Annotated in this window: 14 protein-coding genes, 1 tRNA gene and 1 pseudogene; 6 read left to right on the top strand and 10 right to left on the bottom strand. The window is 70.5% G+C overall.

The genetic code is table 11. The features are described 5' to 3' along the window. Nucleotides 1-218 precede the first annotated feature (218 nt). A complete protein-coding gene (locus tag OOK40_RS20450) occupies nucleotides 219-407 on the bottom strand; it encodes a DUF6381 family protein (protein WP_266483687.1) in 189 nt (62 codons plus the stop codon). Nucleotides 408-652: 245 nt separating this feature from the next. Here OOK40_RS20450 and OOK40_RS20445 point away from each other — a divergent pair, with 245 nt between their 5' ends. Continuing rightward, the gene (locus tag OOK40_RS20445; protein WP_266483684.1) at nucleotides 653-1804 is read left to right on the top strand and encodes a hypothetical protein; all 1152 of its coding nucleotides are present in this window, start codon (nucleotides 653-655) and stop codon (nucleotides 1802-1804) included. A 65-nt stretch (nucleotides 1805-1869) separates the two neighbouring features. Here the strand turns inward: OOK40_RS20445 and OOK40_RS20440 are convergent. From OOK40_RS20440 to OOK40_RS20430, 3 genes and pseudogenes are all read right to left on the bottom strand, one after another. Beyond that, nucleotides 1870-1968 (bottom strand): annotated as a pseudogene (locus tag OOK40_RS20440) (GNAT family N-acetyltransferase); the annotation flags it as partial. Between the two features lie 115 nt (nucleotides 1969-2083). Beyond that, nucleotides 2084-2157, bottom strand: a tRNA-Pro gene (locus tag OOK40_RS20435). Nucleotides 2158-2241: 84 nt separating this feature from the next. Next, nucleotides 2242-2775, bottom strand: a complete 534-nt coding sequence (locus OOK40_RS20430; protein ID WP_266483682.1) for a helix-turn-helix domain-containing protein — start codon at nucleotides 2773-2775, stop codon at nucleotides 2242-2244. A 91-nt stretch (nucleotides 2776-2866) separates the two neighbouring features. Between OOK40_RS20430 and OOK40_RS20425 the strand changes: the two genes are divergently transcribed. Further along, on the top strand, nucleotides 2867-3340 hold the full coding sequence (locus OOK40_RS20425; protein WP_266483679.1) for a DUF309 domain-containing protein: 474 nt from the start codon (nucleotides 2867-2869) through the stop codon (nucleotides 3338-3340). Nucleotides 3341-3345: 5 nt separating this feature from the next. On the opposite strand, the gene OOK40_RS20420 is transcribed toward OOK40_RS20425, so the two are convergent. From OOK40_RS20420 to OOK40_RS20410, 3 genes are read right to left on the bottom strand one after another with little or no spacing between them, the layout of a single operon-like run. Continuing rightward, nucleotides 3346-3978, bottom strand: coding sequence for a lactate utilization protein C (locus OOK40_RS20420; RefSeq protein WP_266483676.1), 633 nt, complete (start codon nucleotides 3976-3978; stop codon nucleotides 3346-3348). Continuing rightward, on the bottom strand, nucleotides 3975-5393 hold the full coding sequence (locus OOK40_RS20415; protein WP_266483673.1) for a LutB/LldF family L-lactate oxidation iron-sulfur protein: 1419 nt from the start codon (nucleotides 5391-5393) through the stop codon (nucleotides 3975-3977). The genes OOK40_RS20420 and OOK40_RS20415 overlap by 4 nt, the downstream gene beginning before the upstream one ends. Then, complete coding sequence (locus tag OOK40_RS20410; RefSeq protein ID WP_266483670.1) at nucleotides 5390-6100, bottom strand: (Fe-S)-binding protein; 711 nt, start codon at nucleotides 6098-6100, stop codon at nucleotides 5390-5392. Before OOK40_RS20410 ends, OOK40_RS20415 begins: the two co-directional genes overlap by 4 nt. Before the next feature lie 81 nt (nucleotides 6101-6181). On the opposite strand from OOK40_RS20410, the gene cobF reads away from it, so the two are divergent. After that, nucleotides 6182-6937 carry a precorrin-6A synthase (deacetylating) gene (gene cobF, locus OOK40_RS20405; RefSeq protein ID WP_266483667.1) on the top strand — a complete coding sequence of 252 codons (756 nt, stop codon included), beginning with the start codon at nucleotides 6182-6184 and terminating at the stop codon, nucleotides 6935-6937. Between the two features lie 295 nt (nucleotides 6938-7232). Here the strand turns inward: cobF and OOK40_RS20400 are convergent, their stop codons facing one another. Both OOK40_RS20400 and OOK40_RS20395 read right to left on the bottom strand, forming a co-directional pair. Beyond that, a complete protein-coding gene (locus OOK40_RS20400; RefSeq protein ID WP_266483663.1) occupies nucleotides 7233-8462 on the bottom strand; it encodes a cytochrome P450 in 1230 nt (409 codons plus the stop codon). A gap of 143 nt (nucleotides 8463-8605) precedes the next feature. Beyond that, nucleotides 8606-9367 carry a DeoR/GlpR family DNA-binding transcription regulator gene (locus tag OOK40_RS20395; RefSeq protein ID WP_266483660.1) on the bottom strand — a complete coding sequence of 254 codons (762 nt, stop codon included), beginning with the start codon at nucleotides 9365-9367 and terminating at the stop codon, nucleotides 8606-8608. A gap of 355 nt (nucleotides 9368-9722) precedes the next feature. On the opposite strand from OOK40_RS20395, the gene OOK40_RS20390 reads away from it, so the two are divergent. Continuing rightward, entirely contained in the window at nucleotides 9723-10505 is a 783-nt protein-coding gene (locus tag OOK40_RS20390; RefSeq protein ID WP_266483658.1) for a LamG domain-containing protein, read from the top strand. A gap of 394 nt (nucleotides 10506-10899) precedes the next feature. Next, nucleotides 10900-11424, top strand: a complete 525-nt coding sequence (locus tag OOK40_RS20385; protein WP_266483656.1) for a sigma-70 family RNA polymerase sigma factor — start codon at nucleotides 10900-10902, stop codon at nucleotides 11422-11424. Between the two features lie 18 nt (nucleotides 11425-11442). Here the strand turns inward: OOK40_RS20385 and OOK40_RS20380 are convergent, their stop codons facing one another. Then, on the bottom strand, nucleotides 11443-12399 hold the full coding sequence (locus OOK40_RS20380; RefSeq protein ID WP_266483654.1) for a hypothetical protein: 957 nt from the start codon (nucleotides 12397-12399) through the stop codon (nucleotides 11443-11445). 261 nt (nucleotides 12400-12660) lie between these two features. Between OOK40_RS20380 and OOK40_RS20375 the strand changes: the two genes are divergently transcribed. After that, nucleotides 12661-17157, top strand: a complete 4497-nt coding sequence (locus OOK40_RS20375) for an FtsK/SpoIIIE domain-containing protein (RefSeq protein WP_266483652.1) — start codon at nucleotides 12661-12663, stop codon at nucleotides 17155-17157. The last annotated feature ends 58 nt before the right edge of the window (nucleotides 17158-17215 follow it).

Raw genomic sequence — 17215 nt, 5'->3', positions numbered from 1 at the left:
TCGCGCGCCTTGCTCGTGCCGCTGTCGGTCGCCGGGTTCCCATGGCTCGGCGGAGTATCCCCCGTTACGAGTTCGGCTTTGATCACCGGCAACCGGGCGACGAGCCACGGTCCGCAGGGACACCTGCCGACCGGGCGCCCGAGCCGACGGGGCACAACAGCGACGGCTGACGACCTGCCCCAAGGACAGGCCGTCAGCCGTTCACGTGGTGCGGGCACCTACAGGGGGCGAGGGTCCCCGCTGCCCATGCCGCCTTCCTGCTCGCTCTGCTCCTGCAGCTTCCGGGCCTTCTCCTGGAGCCGCCGACGCTCCTGCGGGTCGGTCGTGCGCTCCGCGGCCTCCTGCATCTGCTTGGCCTTCTCACGCATCTGCCGGACTCGGCCACCGGATTCACCTGCAACGCTCATCGTCACTCCCTGGACGTCGGGTAGAGCGGACTCCCTCAGCGAAACAGCGCCCCGACACGCTCGCAATATGAACCGTTACGCGCTGCAACCGCCGCCGGACCGCGTCGCGGACGGTGCCCGTCAGCGGTCCGGGTCCACGAACCGGTCGTTGCTCGGGTGCGCCTCAACTTGCTCGATTCCGCAGGGCACTTTGGACAGGTCGTCGTAATCTGGTAGTAATCACCCTCCCAAGCCTGGGGGAGATCATGGAACTTGCTTTTCTCAAGCCGCTCTTCGATCGTCCAGGCCCCTGGGCCTCCGTCTACATCGACACCTCGCGCGCGACCGAGGAAGCCACAAAGGTCCAGAAGCTCCGTGAGCGCTTTGTGGCGGCGCAGCTCATCGACGCCAGCGCCGACGCCTACACCGTCAAGGCCGTGATCGACACGCTCTCCCATGAGCCGGTCTCCGGGGCGCCTCCCGGCCGGGCGATCTTCGCCGCCGGTGCCGAGGTCGTGCTCGACCTACGGCTCGCCGTCTCTCCCCTCAACACCGAGGCGACGTGGTCGATCCTGCCCCATGTCGCCCCGCTCGCCGGGCTGCGTGGCGACGAACCCCCCTGCCTGGTGGCGTACATCGACCGGACCGGCGCCGATCTGGAACTGCGCGACGCACACCACCGCGAGACCCTGGGCCATGCCAACGGCAGGGAGTGGCGGGGCCGCGGGCATCGCAGCATCCCCGCCGACCGTTACGAGTGGCACTACCGGAACAAGGTCGAGAACAGCTGGAACGAAACCGCCGACATCATCGCGGGCGAGATCGCGAAGCAGTGGCCCGACAGCGGCGCCCGGCTGCTGGTCCTGACCGGAGACTCCCGCGAGCGCAAGGCGGTGCACCACCGGCTGCCCGAACACATCCGGGCCGCTGCCGTCGAGGCCGAGAGCGGCAGCAGATCGCCGGGCGCCTCAAAGAGCGTGCTCGACCGCCAGATCGCCGAGGCCCGCGAGGCGTACTCCCGCGACCGGCTCCAGAGCGCCCTGGAGCGCTTCCGTATCGGACGCGGCCGGCCGGGCGAGCACCGCAAAGCCTCCGTCGACACCGGCCGGGGGGATGCGGCGGAAGGTGTTCCGGCGGTCGTGGACGCGGCCCGCAGCCACCAGGTGGCCACGCTCCTGCTCGCGCAGGACGCGTCGGACGCGGCGCGCGACGTATGGATCGGCCCCGGCGTGGACGACGTCGCCGTACAGCGCGGCCAGGCTCAGGCGATGGGCGTGGCCAAGCCCGTCCAGGCACGCGCGGACGACGCGCTGCTGCGGGCGGCTGCGGCGGCCGACGCCGAGGTACTGCTCGTGCCTCAGGGCATGCACGGTCCGGCGGGCGGGCTGGGGGCGGTACTGCGCTGGAGCACGCCTTGACCGTGCAGGTGGCCGATGTCCAGGCATCTGGGGACCAGTTGGGGACCACCTGTTCTGCGCGATGATCAGGGGCAGGGCATGCTCATGTAGATCGCCTGCTCGCCCTCGGATTCGGTGCCGTGGTAGAGGGCCGTGTCCAGTCCGCAGAAGGCGAAGCCCATCCGCGGTTCACGCCGCCAACTGACGCGGTCAAACCGGTTGTTCCGCAACTCGTCCCAAGAATGATCAAGGGCCGTTTCAGATTGCACTGAAACGGCCCTGATCTGCGACTCTTACAAGTCGGGACGACAGGATTTGAACCTGCGACCCCTTGACCCCCAGTCAAGTGCGCTACCAAGCTGCGCCACGTCCCGCTGCGCGAATCCTCCCGGTTTCCCGGCCGAGCGCGTAGGAGAACACTACCTCACCGCGCCGGGCCACCGGAGCACGGCCTGCGGTCATTCGCTCCCGACCGACGAGTCGGCAGCCGGGGACTCGACGGGTCCGGAGGAATTCCAGCCGGGCGTACGCACGTCGAGCCGCAGATCCTCGGGCACGACCTCCTGGCCGCAGTGACGGCAGCTGTGGACCAGGTCCAGCTCTTCGCCGCACGAGTGGCCGAAGACGGCGGGCGGCTCGTCGACGAGCCACCGGTCGCCCCACGCGCGCAGCGTGGTCAGCACCACCAGCAGGTCCCGCCCGGCCTCGGTGAGGTGGTACTCGAAGCGCGGAGGGTGCTCGCTGTACTGCCGCCGGGTCAGGACGCCGACGGACTCCAGATGACGCAGGCGCGCGGTGAGGACATCGCGGGGAGCGCCGGTGTTACGCGCGATCGCGGCGAAGCGGCGGTTGCCGAAGCTGATCTCCCGCACCGCCAGCAGTGACCACTTCTCGCCGACGGCCTGGAGCGATGCGGCGATCGAACAGGGCCGGCCACGCGAGTCGAGAGCGAGTGCGGGGAGCTTGTGGTCCTCGGTGGTGCGTGCCTTCATGCCACTAGGTTGCCACATCCAACTCACTCCCTGCCGTCTGCCGACGACCCCGCCCGGGCACCGGGTCCGTGGCACGGGGGACAATCGATGCGTGGACAAGGCACGCAGGGACCGCGACACCGAAGGGCGCGCACGCAACGCCCGGCCGCGCGACGGGCTGGGGCGCCCTCTCCCGTACGGGACGCAGGGAGTGGAACGGCAGCCCGAGGGCGTCGTCCGCACCCCAGGCCAGACACTTGCCGATGCCCAGCGGCTGCTCGACGCGGGCATGCCCTTCCACGCGCACGAGGTCTTCGAGGACGCCTGGAAGACCGGGCCCGAGGCGGAGCGCGAGCTGTGGCGCGGACTGGCGCAGCTGGCGGTGGGGCTCACGCACGCTGCCCGCGGCAATACGGCGGGCGGCGCGCGGCTGCTGCTGCGCGGCGCGGACCGGATCTCCGGCTACCACGACCCGTACGCGATCGATGTGGCCGCTCTGACGGCCTGGGCACGGCAGCTCGCGGCCCGGCTCGACGGACCGGTGGACGCGGGCGCCGAGGCACCGCGGCTGACCTCGGTCTCGTAGCAGGCTCAGTCCCGTAGCAGAACGACCTCAAGCGTGCGGGGGCCGTGGACGCCCTCGACCCGGTCGAGCTCGATGTCGCTGGTGGCCGAGGGACCGGAGATCCAGGTCAGCGGGCGGGTCGGGTCGATGCGCGGCATCGCCTGCGGTACGGAGGCGACGATCTGCCCGGGGGCCCTGACGACGCAGATGTGCAGATCGGGAACGAGCGTCAGCGCCCGGCGCCCCTGCCCCGGGCCCGCGTCCAGGACGATCGTGCCGGTCTCGGCGATCGCGAGGGCGCAGCCGGTCACCACGGCGTCGATGGCGTCCAGCTCGTACGGAGTGAGCGGACCGTCGTCCGTGCGCTGTTCGGCGGTCGTGTCGGCGAGCCAGGCTTCGGGCAGCCCGTCCGGTACGACGACCGATCGCGCACTGCGCGTGTCGAGCAACTCGGCGATGAGGGCCGGCAGTTCGGCTTCGGTGGCGCGGTGCACGATCGCCCGGTAGTCCGCGAGGTTCTCGTGCAGCAGATCGAGGATCTCGGCCGGATCGTCGGAGGTATGGCTCTCCAGATAGTCGCGGGCAGACTCGGGCGCCTCGGGGGCGTCGGCCACGGCCGCACGGACACGGGCGAGGATGCGCTCGCGTGAGGCGCTCATGTGCGGTTCTTCTTCCACCAGTCACGGAAGGATTGGGCGGGCAGTTCGGGCAGTTCCCGGTCCGCGGTCCAGGCCCCCGCGCCCGGGAGTTTCTTCGGATGCAGTTTGCGGGTCCTGGCGGCGGCCTTTTCCCCGGCGGCGAGCGCGGCCGGATGGTCGAGGATCCACCCCGCCGCCTTGATCGCCGCCTTTTCGACGCGGTGCCCCTTGCCGCCCCGGTCGGCGACCTTCTCCCGGAGGTGGACGAGGACTTCGGGGATGTCGATGGCCACCGGGCACACCTCGTAGCAGGCGCCGCACAGCGAGGACGCGAACGGCAGCGAGGCGTCGATCTCGCTCTGGATACCCCGCAGTTGGGGACTGAGGATGGCTCCGATCGGGCCGGGGTAGACGGAGCCGTAGGCATGGCCGCCGACCCGCTCGTACACCGGGCAGACGTTCAGACAGGCCGAGCAGCGGATGCAGCGCAGCGCCTGGCGGCCGACCTCGTCGGCGAGCGTCTCGGTCCTGCCGTTGTCGAGCAGGACCAGGTGGAAGGTCCGCGGTCCGTCGGCGTCGGCCGTCCCCGTCCACATCGAGGTGTACGGATTCATGCGCTCGGCGGTCGACGAGCGCGGCAGGGTCTGCAGGAAGACCTCGAGGTCGCGCCAGGTGGGGACCACCTTCTCGATGCCTACGACGGAGATCAGGGTCTCGGGGAGGGTCAGACACATCCGCCCGTTGCCCTCCGACTCGAAGACGACGAGGGTGCCGGTCTCGGCGACCATGAAGTTCGCGCCGGAGATGCCGACCTTGGCGCGCAGGAACTTCTCACGCAGATGCAGGCGCGCGGCTTCGGCGAGGTCGGCGGGGGTGTCGGTCAGTCCTTCCGGGGCCGCTCTGCCCCAACTGCCCATCTCCTTGCGGAAGATGTCGCGGATCTCGCCGCGATTGCGGTGGATGGCCGGGACGAGGATGTGGGACGGGCGGTCGTGGCCGAGCTGCACGATGAGTTCGGCGAGGTCGGTCTCGTACGCCGCGATGCCCTCGGCCTCCAGCGCTTCGTTGAGGCCGATCTCCTGGGTGGCCATCGACTTGACCTTGACGACTTCGCTCTGGCCCGTCGCCTTCACCAGATCGGCGACGATGCGCTTGGCCTCGGCGGCGTCGGCGGCCCAGTGAACGGTGCCTCCGGCCGCGACGACTGCCGACTCCAACTGCTCCAGATAGCGGTCGAGATGGCGGAGCGTGTGGTTCTTGATCTGCTTGCCCGCTTCGCGCAGCAGCGCCCAGTCCTCCAGCTCCGCCACGGCTTTGGCGCGCTTGTCGCGGATGGTGTGGGTGGCGTGGCGCAGATTGGCACGCAGCGTCACATCGTGGACGGCGTCCGCGGCGGCCTTGGGGAAGGACGGCATGCCGAGATACGTACCGCTCACAGCAGGGGCTCCTCTTCGGTGCCGGCGAGGATGTCGGCGATGTGCAGGGCGCGCAGCGGGGCGTCCTGGCGGCGCAGGATGCCTCCGATGTGCATCAGACAGGAGTTGTCGGCGCCGCACAGCACCTCGGCGCCGGTAGACAGGGCGTTGCGGACCTTGTCCTGGCCCATGGCGGCGGAGACGTCGGGGTTCTTGACGGCGAAGGTGCCGCCGAAGCCGCAGCACTCCTCGGCACCGGGCAGTTCCCTCAGCTCCAGGCCCTTGACCGCTTCGAGGAGCCTGCGTGGCCGCTCCCCCAGGCCGAGGGCCCGTAGCCCGTGGCATGAGGGGTGGTAGGTGACGGTGTGCGGGAACCAGGCGCCGACATCGGTGACACCGAGGACGTCGACGAGGAACTCGGTGAGTTCGTACGTACGGGCCGGGAGTGCCGTCTCGCCGAACTTCGGATAGTGCTCCCGCACCATCGCCGCGCACGACCCCGACGGCGTCACGACATATTCGTAGCCCTCGAAGGCCTGCGCCGTCCGCCGTACCAGGGGCTCGGTCTCCCGCCGGTAGCCGGTGTTGTACTGCGGCTGTCCGCAACAGGTCTGCGCCGCCGGGAAGTCCACCTCCACCCCCAGCCGCTCCAGGAGTCTGACGGTCGCGATGCCCGTGGCCGGATACACCGCGTCGTTGACGCAGGTGACGAAGAGTGCGACACGCATGGTCGGAGGATATGCCGCGACCGGCGGCCCCGGTAGGTCCCGCATACCGCCGGACGAGGGGTGCCGCGCATAATCGGTGGGGTGAGAAAGATCTATGTGATCGGCATCGGGGCGGGCGACCCCGACCAGCTGACCCTGCAGGCCGTCAAGGCGCTGAACAAGGCGGATGCGTTTTTCATCCTCGACAAGGGAGAGGAGAAGTCGGATCTGATCCGGCTGCGGCGGGACCTTCTCGACGCCCATGTCGAGAACCGCGCCTACCGTCTGGTCGAGGCGCGCGATCCGGAGCGGGACCGGGAAACATCGGACTACTCCCCTGCTGTCGACGACTGGCGCCGCCGCCGGGCCGATCTGTACGAGCGGTTCATCGCCGAGGAGCTGGGCGATGACGAGTGCGGTGCGTTCCTGGTGTGGGGCGATCCCTCGCTGTACGACTCCACCCTCGCCATCCTTGAGGAGATCCTTGAGCGGGGCACGGTCGCCTTCGAGCATGAGGTGGTGCCGGGCATCAGCAGCGTCTCGTCGCTGCTGGCCAGGCACCGCACCGCTCTGAACCGGGTGGGCCGCCCGGTGCAGATCACCACGGGCCGCCGGCTCGCCGAGGGCTGGCCCGAGGGCGTGGACGACGTGGTGGTGATGCTCGACGCGCGACAGGCGTTCACCCGCCATCTCGACCAGGATCTCTTCATCTACTGGGGCGCCTATGTGGGCACCGAGGAGGAGATCCTGGTCTCGGGCAGGCTCGCGGAGGTGTCCGGGCGGATCGAGGAGCTGAGGGCCGAGGCGCGTGCCCGCAAGGGCTGGATCATGGACACCTATCTGCTGCGGCGCGGCTGACAGGTCCGCGGGCGCTGCTTCGCCCAGGGATCGCGTAGGGCATGTCGTTTGGATCAGGCCGGATCAGTGAGCGGGGTCTGGTGCGTGCGATCGCAGGCCGGAGGATGGGGGTCCCCCCGCCGAAGGCAGGGGGAGAGCCGACGCGGAGCGTCGGCGACTGACGACAACGCGGCATGGGGGCACCTCCCGTGCCCGAAGGGCTACGGGGGAGTGCGTGCCAGGGCACGCGAACCCGGCAAGATGCGAACGACAGGCCCTACGTGAGCGTGGAGGTGATCTGTCCGCGTGGATCAGTTCACCAGGCGAGATGCAGCGCCTCGGGCGAGCGGTGGATGAGCGTCGGCCGCATCACGGGCGACGGCCTGTCCTCGTCGAGCCGCAGGCCGGGGAGCCTGCGGGCGAACAACTCAAGGGTCAGGCGCAGTTGTTCGCGGGCCAGCTGTGATCCGGGGCAGCCGTGCGTGCCGTGCCCGAAGGCCACATGCTGCCGCGAGAGGGGCCGGGTGATGTCGAAGACCTCCGGCCGGTCGTAGCGTTTCTCGTCCCGGTTGGCCGATCCGTACGCCACGAACACGGTGGCCCCGGCGGGGAGATCGGTACCGGCGATCGTGACGGGACGGGTGGTGGTACGCCGGAAGCCCTGGACCGCGGTGTCGTACCGCGCCGCTTCCTCGACCGCGGCGGGTATCAACTCCGGGTCGGCGCATATCAGTTCCCACTGCGGCCGGTCGCGCAGCAGATGCAGCAGCGTCGAACCGATGAGAGCCGTGGTGGTCAGATGCCCGGCGATCAGGAAGTTCTGGAGGCTGGACACCAGCTCGTGGCGCTGGTCGAGAGTGAGCTCGCCGCTTCCGGGCGCGAGTGCGGCGACCATCCCGGACAGCAGATCGTCGCGCGGGCTCTGCCGCCGCTCGCGTGTGTACTCGTCCAGCAGCTTCTGGAGCGCGACGACGTCCTCGGCGGCGGCGACCTGCCCGTCCGGGTCCATCGGCCGGAACAGCAGTTCCTCGGCGCGGTGGCCGCCGTGCACCGCGAGCGGCACGTCCGCCGGGTCGAAGCCGATCAGGCGCCCTATGACCTGGCCGGGTAACTTTCGCGCGTACGCCTCCATCAGCTCGACCCGGCCGTCAGGTCCCGCGGCGAAGCCGTCGACGAGCGCCTCGGCTCGCTCGGCGGCGTACGGGACGAGTGCGGCGATCCGCCCGGCGGACAGTCCGCGGTTGAGCGGGGCACGATGGCGCTGATGCGCCGGACCGTCCGTGGAGACGACGGTGGGCCGCTTGCCGAATCCCTTGGACAGCACCTCCAGGGCGGCGGGCAAGGGGATCACATCGGGGAGCAGGGCGCGTACGGACGAGAACTCCTCGGGCCGCCGCAGGACTTCACGTACATCCGCGTCCCGGGCGACCAGCCAGGCGTCGAGCTCGGGAACGAAGGTCAGGCCCTCGGTCCGGCGCGCCCGCGCGTAGAGCGGATAGGGATCGCGTTGCAGCTCGTCGAGCCTGGCGTGATCTTTGCTCGGCACGCGGCGCCTCCGGATGCTCCGGGTCGGACGGATCTGGACGGTGGGCACGCTTGTTCGTCCCGCCATCGTGCCCCAGCCCTGCGACGCCCGAAAGGGCCCCTCGGTCACACGCCTCAGTCACACCCCTCGGTCACGCCGACCGGTCACACCCGGATGACCTGGGGGCCCAGCAGGCTGTAGCGCTGGGCCTCGGCCACAGGAAGTCCGGTGTCGGTCACGATGGCTTCCACATCACGCACCGCGGCGAAGGTGCAGAAGCTGACGGCGCCGAACTTGCTGTGCACGCCCGCGAATACGCGCCGCCTGGCCGCACGTACCGCCTGGGCCTTGACCTCCCCCACCGCCGGGTCCGGGGTGGTGAGCCCGTGCCGGCGCGAGATCCCGTTGGCGCCGATGTAGGCCAGGTCGATGACGAAGCCCGCGAGCATCCGGGTCGCCCAGTGATCGACGGTTGCCATCGTGCGACTGCGTACCCGGCCGCCCAGTAAGAGAACGGTGGTTCTGTCGGCGTCGCCCAGGGCCTGCGCCACGGCCAGGGACGCCGTGACGACGGTCAGCGGCCGGTCCCGGGGCAGAGCGGCCGCGATCAGCTGCGGGGTGAAACCCTCGTCAACGAAGACGGTCTCCGCATCGCCGATGAGCCGGGCGGCGGCCGCCGCGATCCGGCCCTTCTGCGGTACGGAGCGCGTGGTGCGCACGGCGAGTGTCGTCTCGAAGCCTGCGCTCTCGACGGGATAGGCGCCGCCGTGCGTACGCCGCACCAGGCCATGCTCCTCCAGCGCGTGAAGGTCCCGGCGGATCGTTTCCTTGGCCACGCTGAAGTCCGTGGCCAGGGTGGTGACTTCCACGGAACCTGTACGCCGGGCAAGTTTCAGTATGTCCCGTCTGCGCTCTTCGGTGTCCATGGCTCTGCCTCCCACTTCCTGTACGGCTCCGTGCCCGTTCGGGCTTGTGGAATGTTTGTATCCGCACGGACACGGATTCGAACCGACCGTCGGCGGAGCAGTTGCTGCCCGTTCGCGCCCGCTCGGCGAGACACACAGGCGCAGGCGGAACGGGAGATGAGGCGCCGCAGGGAAGCCGCCGCTGCCCGTTTGTGTCCAACACACGCCCATTCGGCGCCCGTTCGACTCGGTGTATGTCGCAACGCTCCGTGCCGCGACTGTGGGTCGTCGGGCCCTCATCCGCGCGTGAACCACTTTCGGGCGGCGTCCGTCAACCGCAGCGCCTACCCATCCGTACGGATTCCTGGAGGGACTTATGACGCGCAGGTGGTCGCTCATCGCCGCGATCGTCGGACTGGCCGTCGCACTGACCTTCGTGATCATCGATATCGGCAGCGGCACCGATTCCGGCAGGAAGAAGAACGCCGCGGCAGCGGGTGCCGCCCGCCCCACACCGCAGACGACCCTGTACGGCGTGGGCTGGTGGCCCGCGCACGAGACCTCCGGCAGAGTGGCCGCGGACGCGGCAGGACGTCATGACGCGACGCTGATCGGCGGTGCGAACTTCATCGGCGGCACCCCCGGTGGTGGAGCCATCCTGCTGGACGGCAACACCGGCTCCGTGGACACCGGCGGCCAGATCATCGACACCGCGACCGGCGACTACTCCGTGGCCGCGCGGGTCCGCATGGACAACAAGGGTTTCCGGTCCGCCGTCTCCCTGGACGGCGACAAGGCCAGCACCTTCTTCCTCCAGTACTCCGGCACCGACAAGCGGTTCGCCTTCAGCTTCGCGAACGCCCGCGCCGTGGCAGACACGGCAGGCGACCCGGAGCTGGGCCGCTGGTACCACCTCACCGGCACCTACACCCAGGCCGACAGCACACTGCGGATCTACGTGAACGGAGTCGCGTCCGGAAGCGTTCAGGCCAAGAACCCGGAGCGGCCCACGGGGCACCTGGTGATCGGCCGCGCCAAGTTCAACAACAGGCCCGTCGACTTCTGGAGCGGAGCCATCTCCGATGTGCACGCCTACGACCGGGCACTGAGCCCCGGCGAGATCGTGTCCCTGGCGGCTCACGAGCCCAAGCGCGGCTAGTCCGTGCCCTGACCGGAACACCCCAGTCCCCCGCGGGGCGGCCGGAGAGCTGCAGCTCCTGCCGCCCCGTTGTCCGTCCCGGAGTGCCCGGATGGGAAACGGGCCCCCGTTCGGGGCGATCGGGCAGAGGACGCGGGCACCGGGCGGAGGTCGGGCGGTCCAGCCAGCGGATCCGTGTTTGCAGAAGCGGTCACATTCGGTCGCGATGTCTCCCATGACGGGCCAACTCAGCCCGCTCGTATACAGGTACAAAGTGATCGGAAGCCCAAACGGGCATTCGCAGCCCCTCGGTTCACAAGGAGGCCCCTCCATGCACTTAGGCGTGCTCGAATCCGTGTCGGCCGGTGCGGCTCCTCCCGTTTCGAATGTCATGCACCTGCCATATGACAGACGGGTGGCCGAGGCTGCGCAGCCGACCGAGGAGTTCCTCAGAGCCCTGTACGAGCAGCACGGATCGGTCCTGCTGCGCTTCGCGACGCGGCTGCTCGGCGGTGACTGGCACCGCGCCGAGGACGTCCTGCAGGAGGTCGCGATCCGGGCCTGGCACCACGCCGCCGACCTGGACCCCACGGCCGAGACCGTACGCCCGTGGCTGTTCACCGTGGTCCGCAATCTGGTCATCGACGGCTACCGGGCCCGGCAGTCACGGCCTCCCGAGGCCGGCGACCCGGATATGACGCAGCTGCCCGTGCCGGACGGTGTCGACCACGCGCTCACCACCCAGGTGGTGGTCGACGCGATGAGGGACCTCGCGCCGTTCCAGCGGGAGGTGCTGCTGCACGTGCACTACATGGGCCGCAGCGTGAACCAGACGGCGAAGGTGCTCGGTGTGCCGCCCGGCACCGTCAAGTCGCGTACGTACTACGCGACGCGGGCGCTGCGCGAGGCCCTGCAGAGCCGCGGACTGCTCGCCGGCTGAGACCCGGCACACCACCGGTCAGGACAGGCGGCCGGCGTGGACGTCGATCCGCAGACCCAGCGGACCGGTGTCGAGCGAGCCGTCGGCGCCGACCTCGAAACGCCAGCCGGAGTCGGCGGCATCGCCCAGCACCAGCAGCGCGTCCGACGCATCAAGGCCCTTCACGGCCGCCTTCTCGTCGGCGAACTGGGCCGCGTCCAGCACGATGAGCCGCGGGGCGCGGCCCTGCACGGTGACCGGGCTGCTGCCTTCGATCAGCCGGAAGACCTGCGTGACCGCGGACGACGAAACGGGCGAGTCCGTATGGGACATGTCGCCTCCCCGGGCCAGCGCCTCCTCCAGCGTGGCGACCGTGTTGAGGCGCGCCGACCGCAGGCCCAGACCGGCGGTCATCTCGGCGCTGGCCGCGGATCCCACCAGGGTCACCTCGGCATGGCGCCCCACCGGACCCGTGATCAGCTCGGTCACGAACGCCCGCACCAACTGCTGTGCATCGCGGCCGCTGCCGGTCACCGCGATCGCCGATGACGCCCGCGACAGATCGACCATCACCCGGTCGCCCTGGTCCAGTCCGACGGTGACGGCAAGGGAGTACGGCTGTGCCGCACCGGCGTCCCCGAAGTCCCCACCACCCAGCCGCGCCGAGTCGACCGTCCACTCCTCGCCCGAGTCGTCCGCGGACCAGGGCTCGGGCGCGTCCGGATCGGCGCCGGCCAGCCGGAGTGTCAGGTGCTCGCCGGAGTAGACGACGGCATACACATCGGGCAGCGCACGGCCGGCCCGGACGCATCCCGCGGCCAGCTTCCGCAGGCCGAGGTCGATGGCGTCCAGGGCCTCACGCCCCTTGACGTGCGCGGACGCGGGACGACGGGGCGGGGCGGCGGCGGGGGTCTTGCGTTCGGTGAGGATCAGCGCGGCGACGGCGCCGAGCAGCGCCAGGCCGAGCACCACGGCCAGGAGAACGGACAGCTTCATGCGGTCACCTTCGTCGGGTCACGGGAGTTGCCGGGAGGGGTCGACGGCGTGCTACGGAGCCGGACCCCGAACGGTTCACGTCTGCTGGGCAGTTCACGAACGACGTGGGGTTCACACCCGCCGCGGCATGGTGCGCCGGGCGGTACGCGGGCGCCGTGAACCACCTGGGCATGCCGTCCGTAGGACGGTGAGCGGTCCGGGCGATCTGTGCGCCTCGTCCGTTCCCGCCACCTCCGCCCCTCGCCCGTCTGGAGAATCCTCGTGCGGCTGATATTCACCGTCGTCGACGATGTCGGCGACGCCTACGACGTACATCTCGACGCCGATCCCGACACGCCGCTGAGCACCGTCGCGCAGGCGCTCGCCGAGACGAACGGTGTCGCGCTGCCCCTGACCGAATCCGGCCTGCACATCGACGGCGAATCCCTGCCGGAGGACATGACCCTGCGGGACTCGCCGCTGCGCGACGCCAGTGTGGTCGGTCTCGGCCGTGCCACCGGTTCGGCCGCGGTCGAGCCCGGCGGTCTGGTGGAGGTACGCGTGGTCGGCGGCCCGGGATCCGGCGCGGTGCACCGCCTGGACATCGGCGCGTACCGCATCGGCCGCGCCGTCGACGGCACGCCGCAGATCGTCCGCGGCACCCCCGACCGGACGGACGCCACCCTCAAGGTCGGGCCCGGCGGGCGCTGCGTACTCATCCCGCGGGAGCCCCAAGGGGCGGACAGATCCCTGCGGTTGGACCGCGAAGACGTCGAGGACGAGCAGTCCTGGCCGATCGGCGGCCAGCTTCTGGTCGGCGACTGCCTGCTCGAACTCGTACGCCCCGAGCGGCCCGACGCGGCCCTGCAGCTGTCCGAGGACGGCACCGGCTGGGACTACAACCGTCCGCCGCGGCTGCTCCCGCCGGCGGCCGAGACCAAGTTCAGACTGCCGGCGCCGCCGACGAAACCGAGCAAGCGGCCCCTGCCCTACTTCGCGGCGATCATGCCGCTCGTGATGGCCGGCGCCGGTGTGCTCATCTTCGGCCGGCTCACCTACCTGCTCTTCGGTCTGCTCTCGCCCATCATGATCATCGGCAACTACATGCTCAACCGCCGTGAGGGCAAGGAGACATACGGCGAATCACTGGCCAAGTACGAGGAGAAGAAGGCCCGGATCGAGAAGGACGCGGAGGAGGCGGTGGTCGCCGAACGCACCTCACGCCGTCGCGGCTTCCCCGACCCGGCCGCCGTACTGCTCACGGCAGTCGGACCGCGCCGCAGGCTGTGGGAGCGGCGCCTGAAGGACTCCGACTTCCTCGAACTGCGGGTCGGCACCGCTGACCAGCCGTCCGAGGTCGTGCTCGAAGACCCTACCGAGGACGAGCACCGGCGCATGGTCGCTGTCGCCGCCTACGACGTGCCGGTGACCGTCGCCCTGCGCGAGCACAAGGTGCTCGGGATCGCCGGACAGGGCCCCGCCGCCCGTGCCGTGGCGCGCTGGGCCGTCACCCAGGCCGCAGTCCTGCACAGCCCGAAGGACCTGCACATCCAGGTGCTCACCACGGCGAACGAGGGCGAGGACTCCTGGAACTGGGTCCGCTGGCTGCCGCACGTACGGCACGAGTCGGGCGACACGCCGGCGAAGGTCGGTACGGACACGGAGAGTTCGGCCCGTCGGGTCGCCGAGCTGACCGGTCTGATCGCGGCGCGGGCGGCGATGACACGCGAGCAGCGCACCGGCCGCGAGCCCGACGTACTCGTCGTCCTGGACGGTGCGCGCCGTCTCCGTTCCCTGCCCGGAGTCGTACAGATCCTGCGCGACGGACCGGCCGTCGGCGTGCACGCGGTGTGCCTGGACACCGAGGAACGCCTGCTGCCCGAGGAATGCCAGGCGGTCGTGGTCGAGGAACCGGGCGGCACACTCCGCGTCGGTCTGTCCCGCTCGGGCACGCTCACCGGGGTGCGCGCGGACGCCGTGTCCGTGGACTGGTGCCGGTCCGTCGCCCGCGCGCTCGGTCCCGTGCGGGATTCCGGCGGCGCGGACGACGAAGGCGCGATACTTCCGTCGGCGGCGCGGCTGCTCGACGTACTGCTGCTCGACCGGCCGACGCCGGACGCGATCGCCGGACGCTGGAAGGCGGGCGGCCGTACGACATCGGCCGTCGTCGGCATCTCCCTCGACGGCCCGTTCGCGCTCGACCTGCGCCGTGACGGTCCGCACGGCCTCGTCGCCGGAACCACTGGTTCCGGAAAGTCCGAACTCCTCCAGACCATCGTCGCCTCGCTCGCCGTGGCCAACCGGCCCGACTCCATGACCTTCGTGCTCGTCGACTACAAGGGTGGCTCGGCCTTCAAGGACTGTGTCGATCTGCCGCACACCGTGGGCATGGTCACCGACCTGGACGCCCATCTCGTCGAACGTGCGCTGACGTCCCTGTCCGCGGAGCTGAAGCGCCGTGAACACATCCTGGCCGGGGCCGGAGCCAAGGACATCGAGGACTATGTCGATCTGCTGCGGCGCGAGCCCCACCGCACCCCGATGCCCAGGCTCCTCATCGTCATCGACGAGTTCGCCTCGATGGTCCGCGACCTGCCCGACTTCGTGAAGGGCCTGGTCAACATCGCCCAGCGGGGCCGCTCGCTCGGCATCCACCTGATCCTGGCCACCCAGCGCCCCGGCGGCGTGGTCTCCCCCGAGATCCGCGCCAACACCAACCTGCGCATTGCCCTGCGGGTGACCGACAGCTCCGAGAGCCAGGACGTGCTGACCTCGCCGGAGGCCGCCGGAATCTCCAAGAGCACCCCGGGGCGGGCGTACGTACGCCTGGGCCAGAACTCCCTCATACCCTTCCAGGCCGGGCGGGTCGGCGGCCGCAGGCCAGGCGCTTCACAGGAGTCGCTCCCGCAGCCCTGGGTCGTGCCGGTGGGCTGGCACCAGCTCGGCCACCCGCTGCCCACGCGTCCGCGCGCCGCACGGCAGGAGTCCGACGACGCGATCACCGACCTCGCCGACCTCGTCCAGGCGATCAGGGGCGCCAACCAGGACTTGAACATCCCACCGCAGCACAGCCCCTGGCTCCCGGCACTGCCCACCACCCTGACCCCCCAGAACCTGCCGCCTCTCCCCGAAACGGGCACCTACGATCTCCCGCCGGTCGCCTACGGGCTGGTGGACAAGCCCGAGGATCAGGCGCAGCAGCCACTGGTCCTGGATTTCACGACACTCGGGCACCTGCACATCGTCGGATCCCCGCGTGCCGGCCGGTCGCAGGCGCTGCGCACGATCGCCGGCTCCGCGGCCCGCGCGTACTCCTCGGCCGATCTGCATCTGTACGGGATCGACTGCGGCAACGGCGCGCTGCTGGCCCTGGAGGCGCTGCCGCACTGCGGAGCCGTCGTCCAGCGTGCCCAGCCCGAGCGGGTCGCACGGCTGCTCTCCCGCCTCATGAGGGAGGTGACCAGGCGTCAGGAGCTCCTGGCCGCACGGGGCGCCGCCGACCTGCCCGAACTGCGCAGGGCGCTGCCACCGCAGGAGCGCCCGCCGCACATCGTGGTGCTCCTGGACCGCTGGGAGGTCTTCGACAAGACGCTGGGTGAGTACGACGGCGGGAGCCTGCTCGATACGGTGATGGCCCTGCTGCGTGACGGGGCGAGCATCGGCGTTCACCTGGTGCTCGCCGGTGACCGGTCGCTCTTCTCGAGCCGGATCGCTTCCACCACCGAGGACAAGCTGGTCCTGCGCCTCAATGAGAAGTCCGAGTACGCCATGATCGGTGTCAACCAGCGCTCGGTCCCCGACGAGATTCCCGCCGGCCGCGCTCTGCGCGGGACAGACAAGTGCGAGGTGCAGATCGCCCTGCTCGGCGCGGACAGCAGCGGGCAGGCGCAGGCCGCGGAGGTGCAGCGGATCGCCGCCGTGTGCCAGGAGCGAGACGCCCACGTCCCGGCCCCGGCACTGCCGTTCCGGGTGGATCTGCTGCCCGACCGGCTCAGCTTCGAGCAGGCCGTGGCGTATCTGCCGCGGCAGCGGCCCGGATCACTGTGGGCCATGGCCGGGGTCGGCGGCGACGAACTCACCGCCGTGGGACCGGACTTCGCGATGACACCGACCTTCCTTGTGGGAGGGCCGTCCCGCTCCGGCCGCAGCACCGTCCTGCTGACGATGGCGCTGTCGCTGCTGGCGGCCGGTACGCCGGTCGTGGTCGCGGCGCCGCGTCGCTCCCCGCTGCGTGCCCTCAGGGGCAGGCCTGGGGTCCTTGCCGTCTTCGACGGGTCCGACATCGATCCCGAGGAACTGGAGGCGGCCATCGGACGGGCCTCGGACAGCGGCGTCGTGGTGATCCTCGACGACGGGGATCTGCTCCAGCAGACCCAGGCCGAGACCGTGCTCAACCGCATCGCGCGCAGCGGGGCCGAGATGGGGCAGGGCCTGATCGTGTCGGGCCAGCTCGAGCGGCTCTCCTCCGGCTACTCCGGCTGGCAGGCGGACATCCGGCGCAACCGGCAGGGGATCCTGCTGAGTCCGCAGAATGTCAGCGACGGCGACCTGATCGGTGTCAAGATCCCGCGCAGCCGGCTCGGTACGAGCCGGGTCGGACGGGCGCTGATGCACCTGGGCGACGGGGTGATGCGTACCGTGCAGATTCCGGAAGCGGTCCTGGCCGAGCCCCAGCCCGAGGCCGAGCCGCAGCCCGGGCCCCAGCCCGAGACCGAGCCCGCCGCGCCCGCGGCCGACGGCACCCTGCCCGGGACGGCGACGCCGAGTACGGACGGCTGAGGCGGACACAAGAGAGGGCTCCCGCGCCGGATTCGGCGCGGGAGCCCTCTTCGCTGTG

The organism is Streptomyces sp. NBC_01481, assembly GCF_026339995.1.
Classification (GTDB): Bacteria; Actinomycetota; Actinomycetes; order Streptomycetales; family Streptomycetaceae; genus Streptomyces.
The sequence above is the reverse complement of the archived record's forward strand: the minus strand, read 5'-3'. Positions and strand labels throughout refer to the sequence as shown.

Coding starts and splice junctions, on each gene's coding strand:
- OOK40_RS20450 (WP_266483687.1), bottom strand. CDS start 407: ATGAGCGTTGCAGGTGAATCCGGTGGCCGAGTCCGGCAGATGCGTGAG.
- OOK40_RS20380 (WP_266483654.1), bottom strand. CDS start 12,399: ATGAAGCTGTCCGTTCTCCTGGCCGTGGTGCTCGGCCTGGCGCTGCTC.
- OOK40_RS20430 (WP_266483682.1), bottom strand. CDS start 2,775: ATGAAGGCACGCACCACCGAGGACCACAAGCTCCCCGCACTCGCTCTC.
- OOK40_RS20410 (WP_266483670.1), bottom strand. CDS start 6,100: ATGCGTGTCGCACTCTTCGTCACCTGCGTCAACGACGCGGTGTATCCG.
- OOK40_RS20395 (WP_266483660.1), bottom strand. CDS start 9,367: ATGGACACCGAAGAGCGCAGACGGGACATACTGAAACTTGCCCGGCGT.
- OOK40_RS20420 (WP_266483676.1), bottom strand. CDS start 3,978: ATGAGCGCCTCACGCGAGCGCATCCTCGCCCGTGTCCGTGCGGCCGTG.
- OOK40_RS20445 (WP_266483684.1), top strand. CDS start 653: ATGGAACTTGCTTTTCTCAAGCCGCTCTTCGATCGTCCAGGCCCCTGG.
- OOK40_RS20390 (WP_266483658.1), top strand. CDS start 9,723: ATGACGCGCAGGTGGTCGCTCATCGCCGCGATCGTCGGACTGGCCGTC.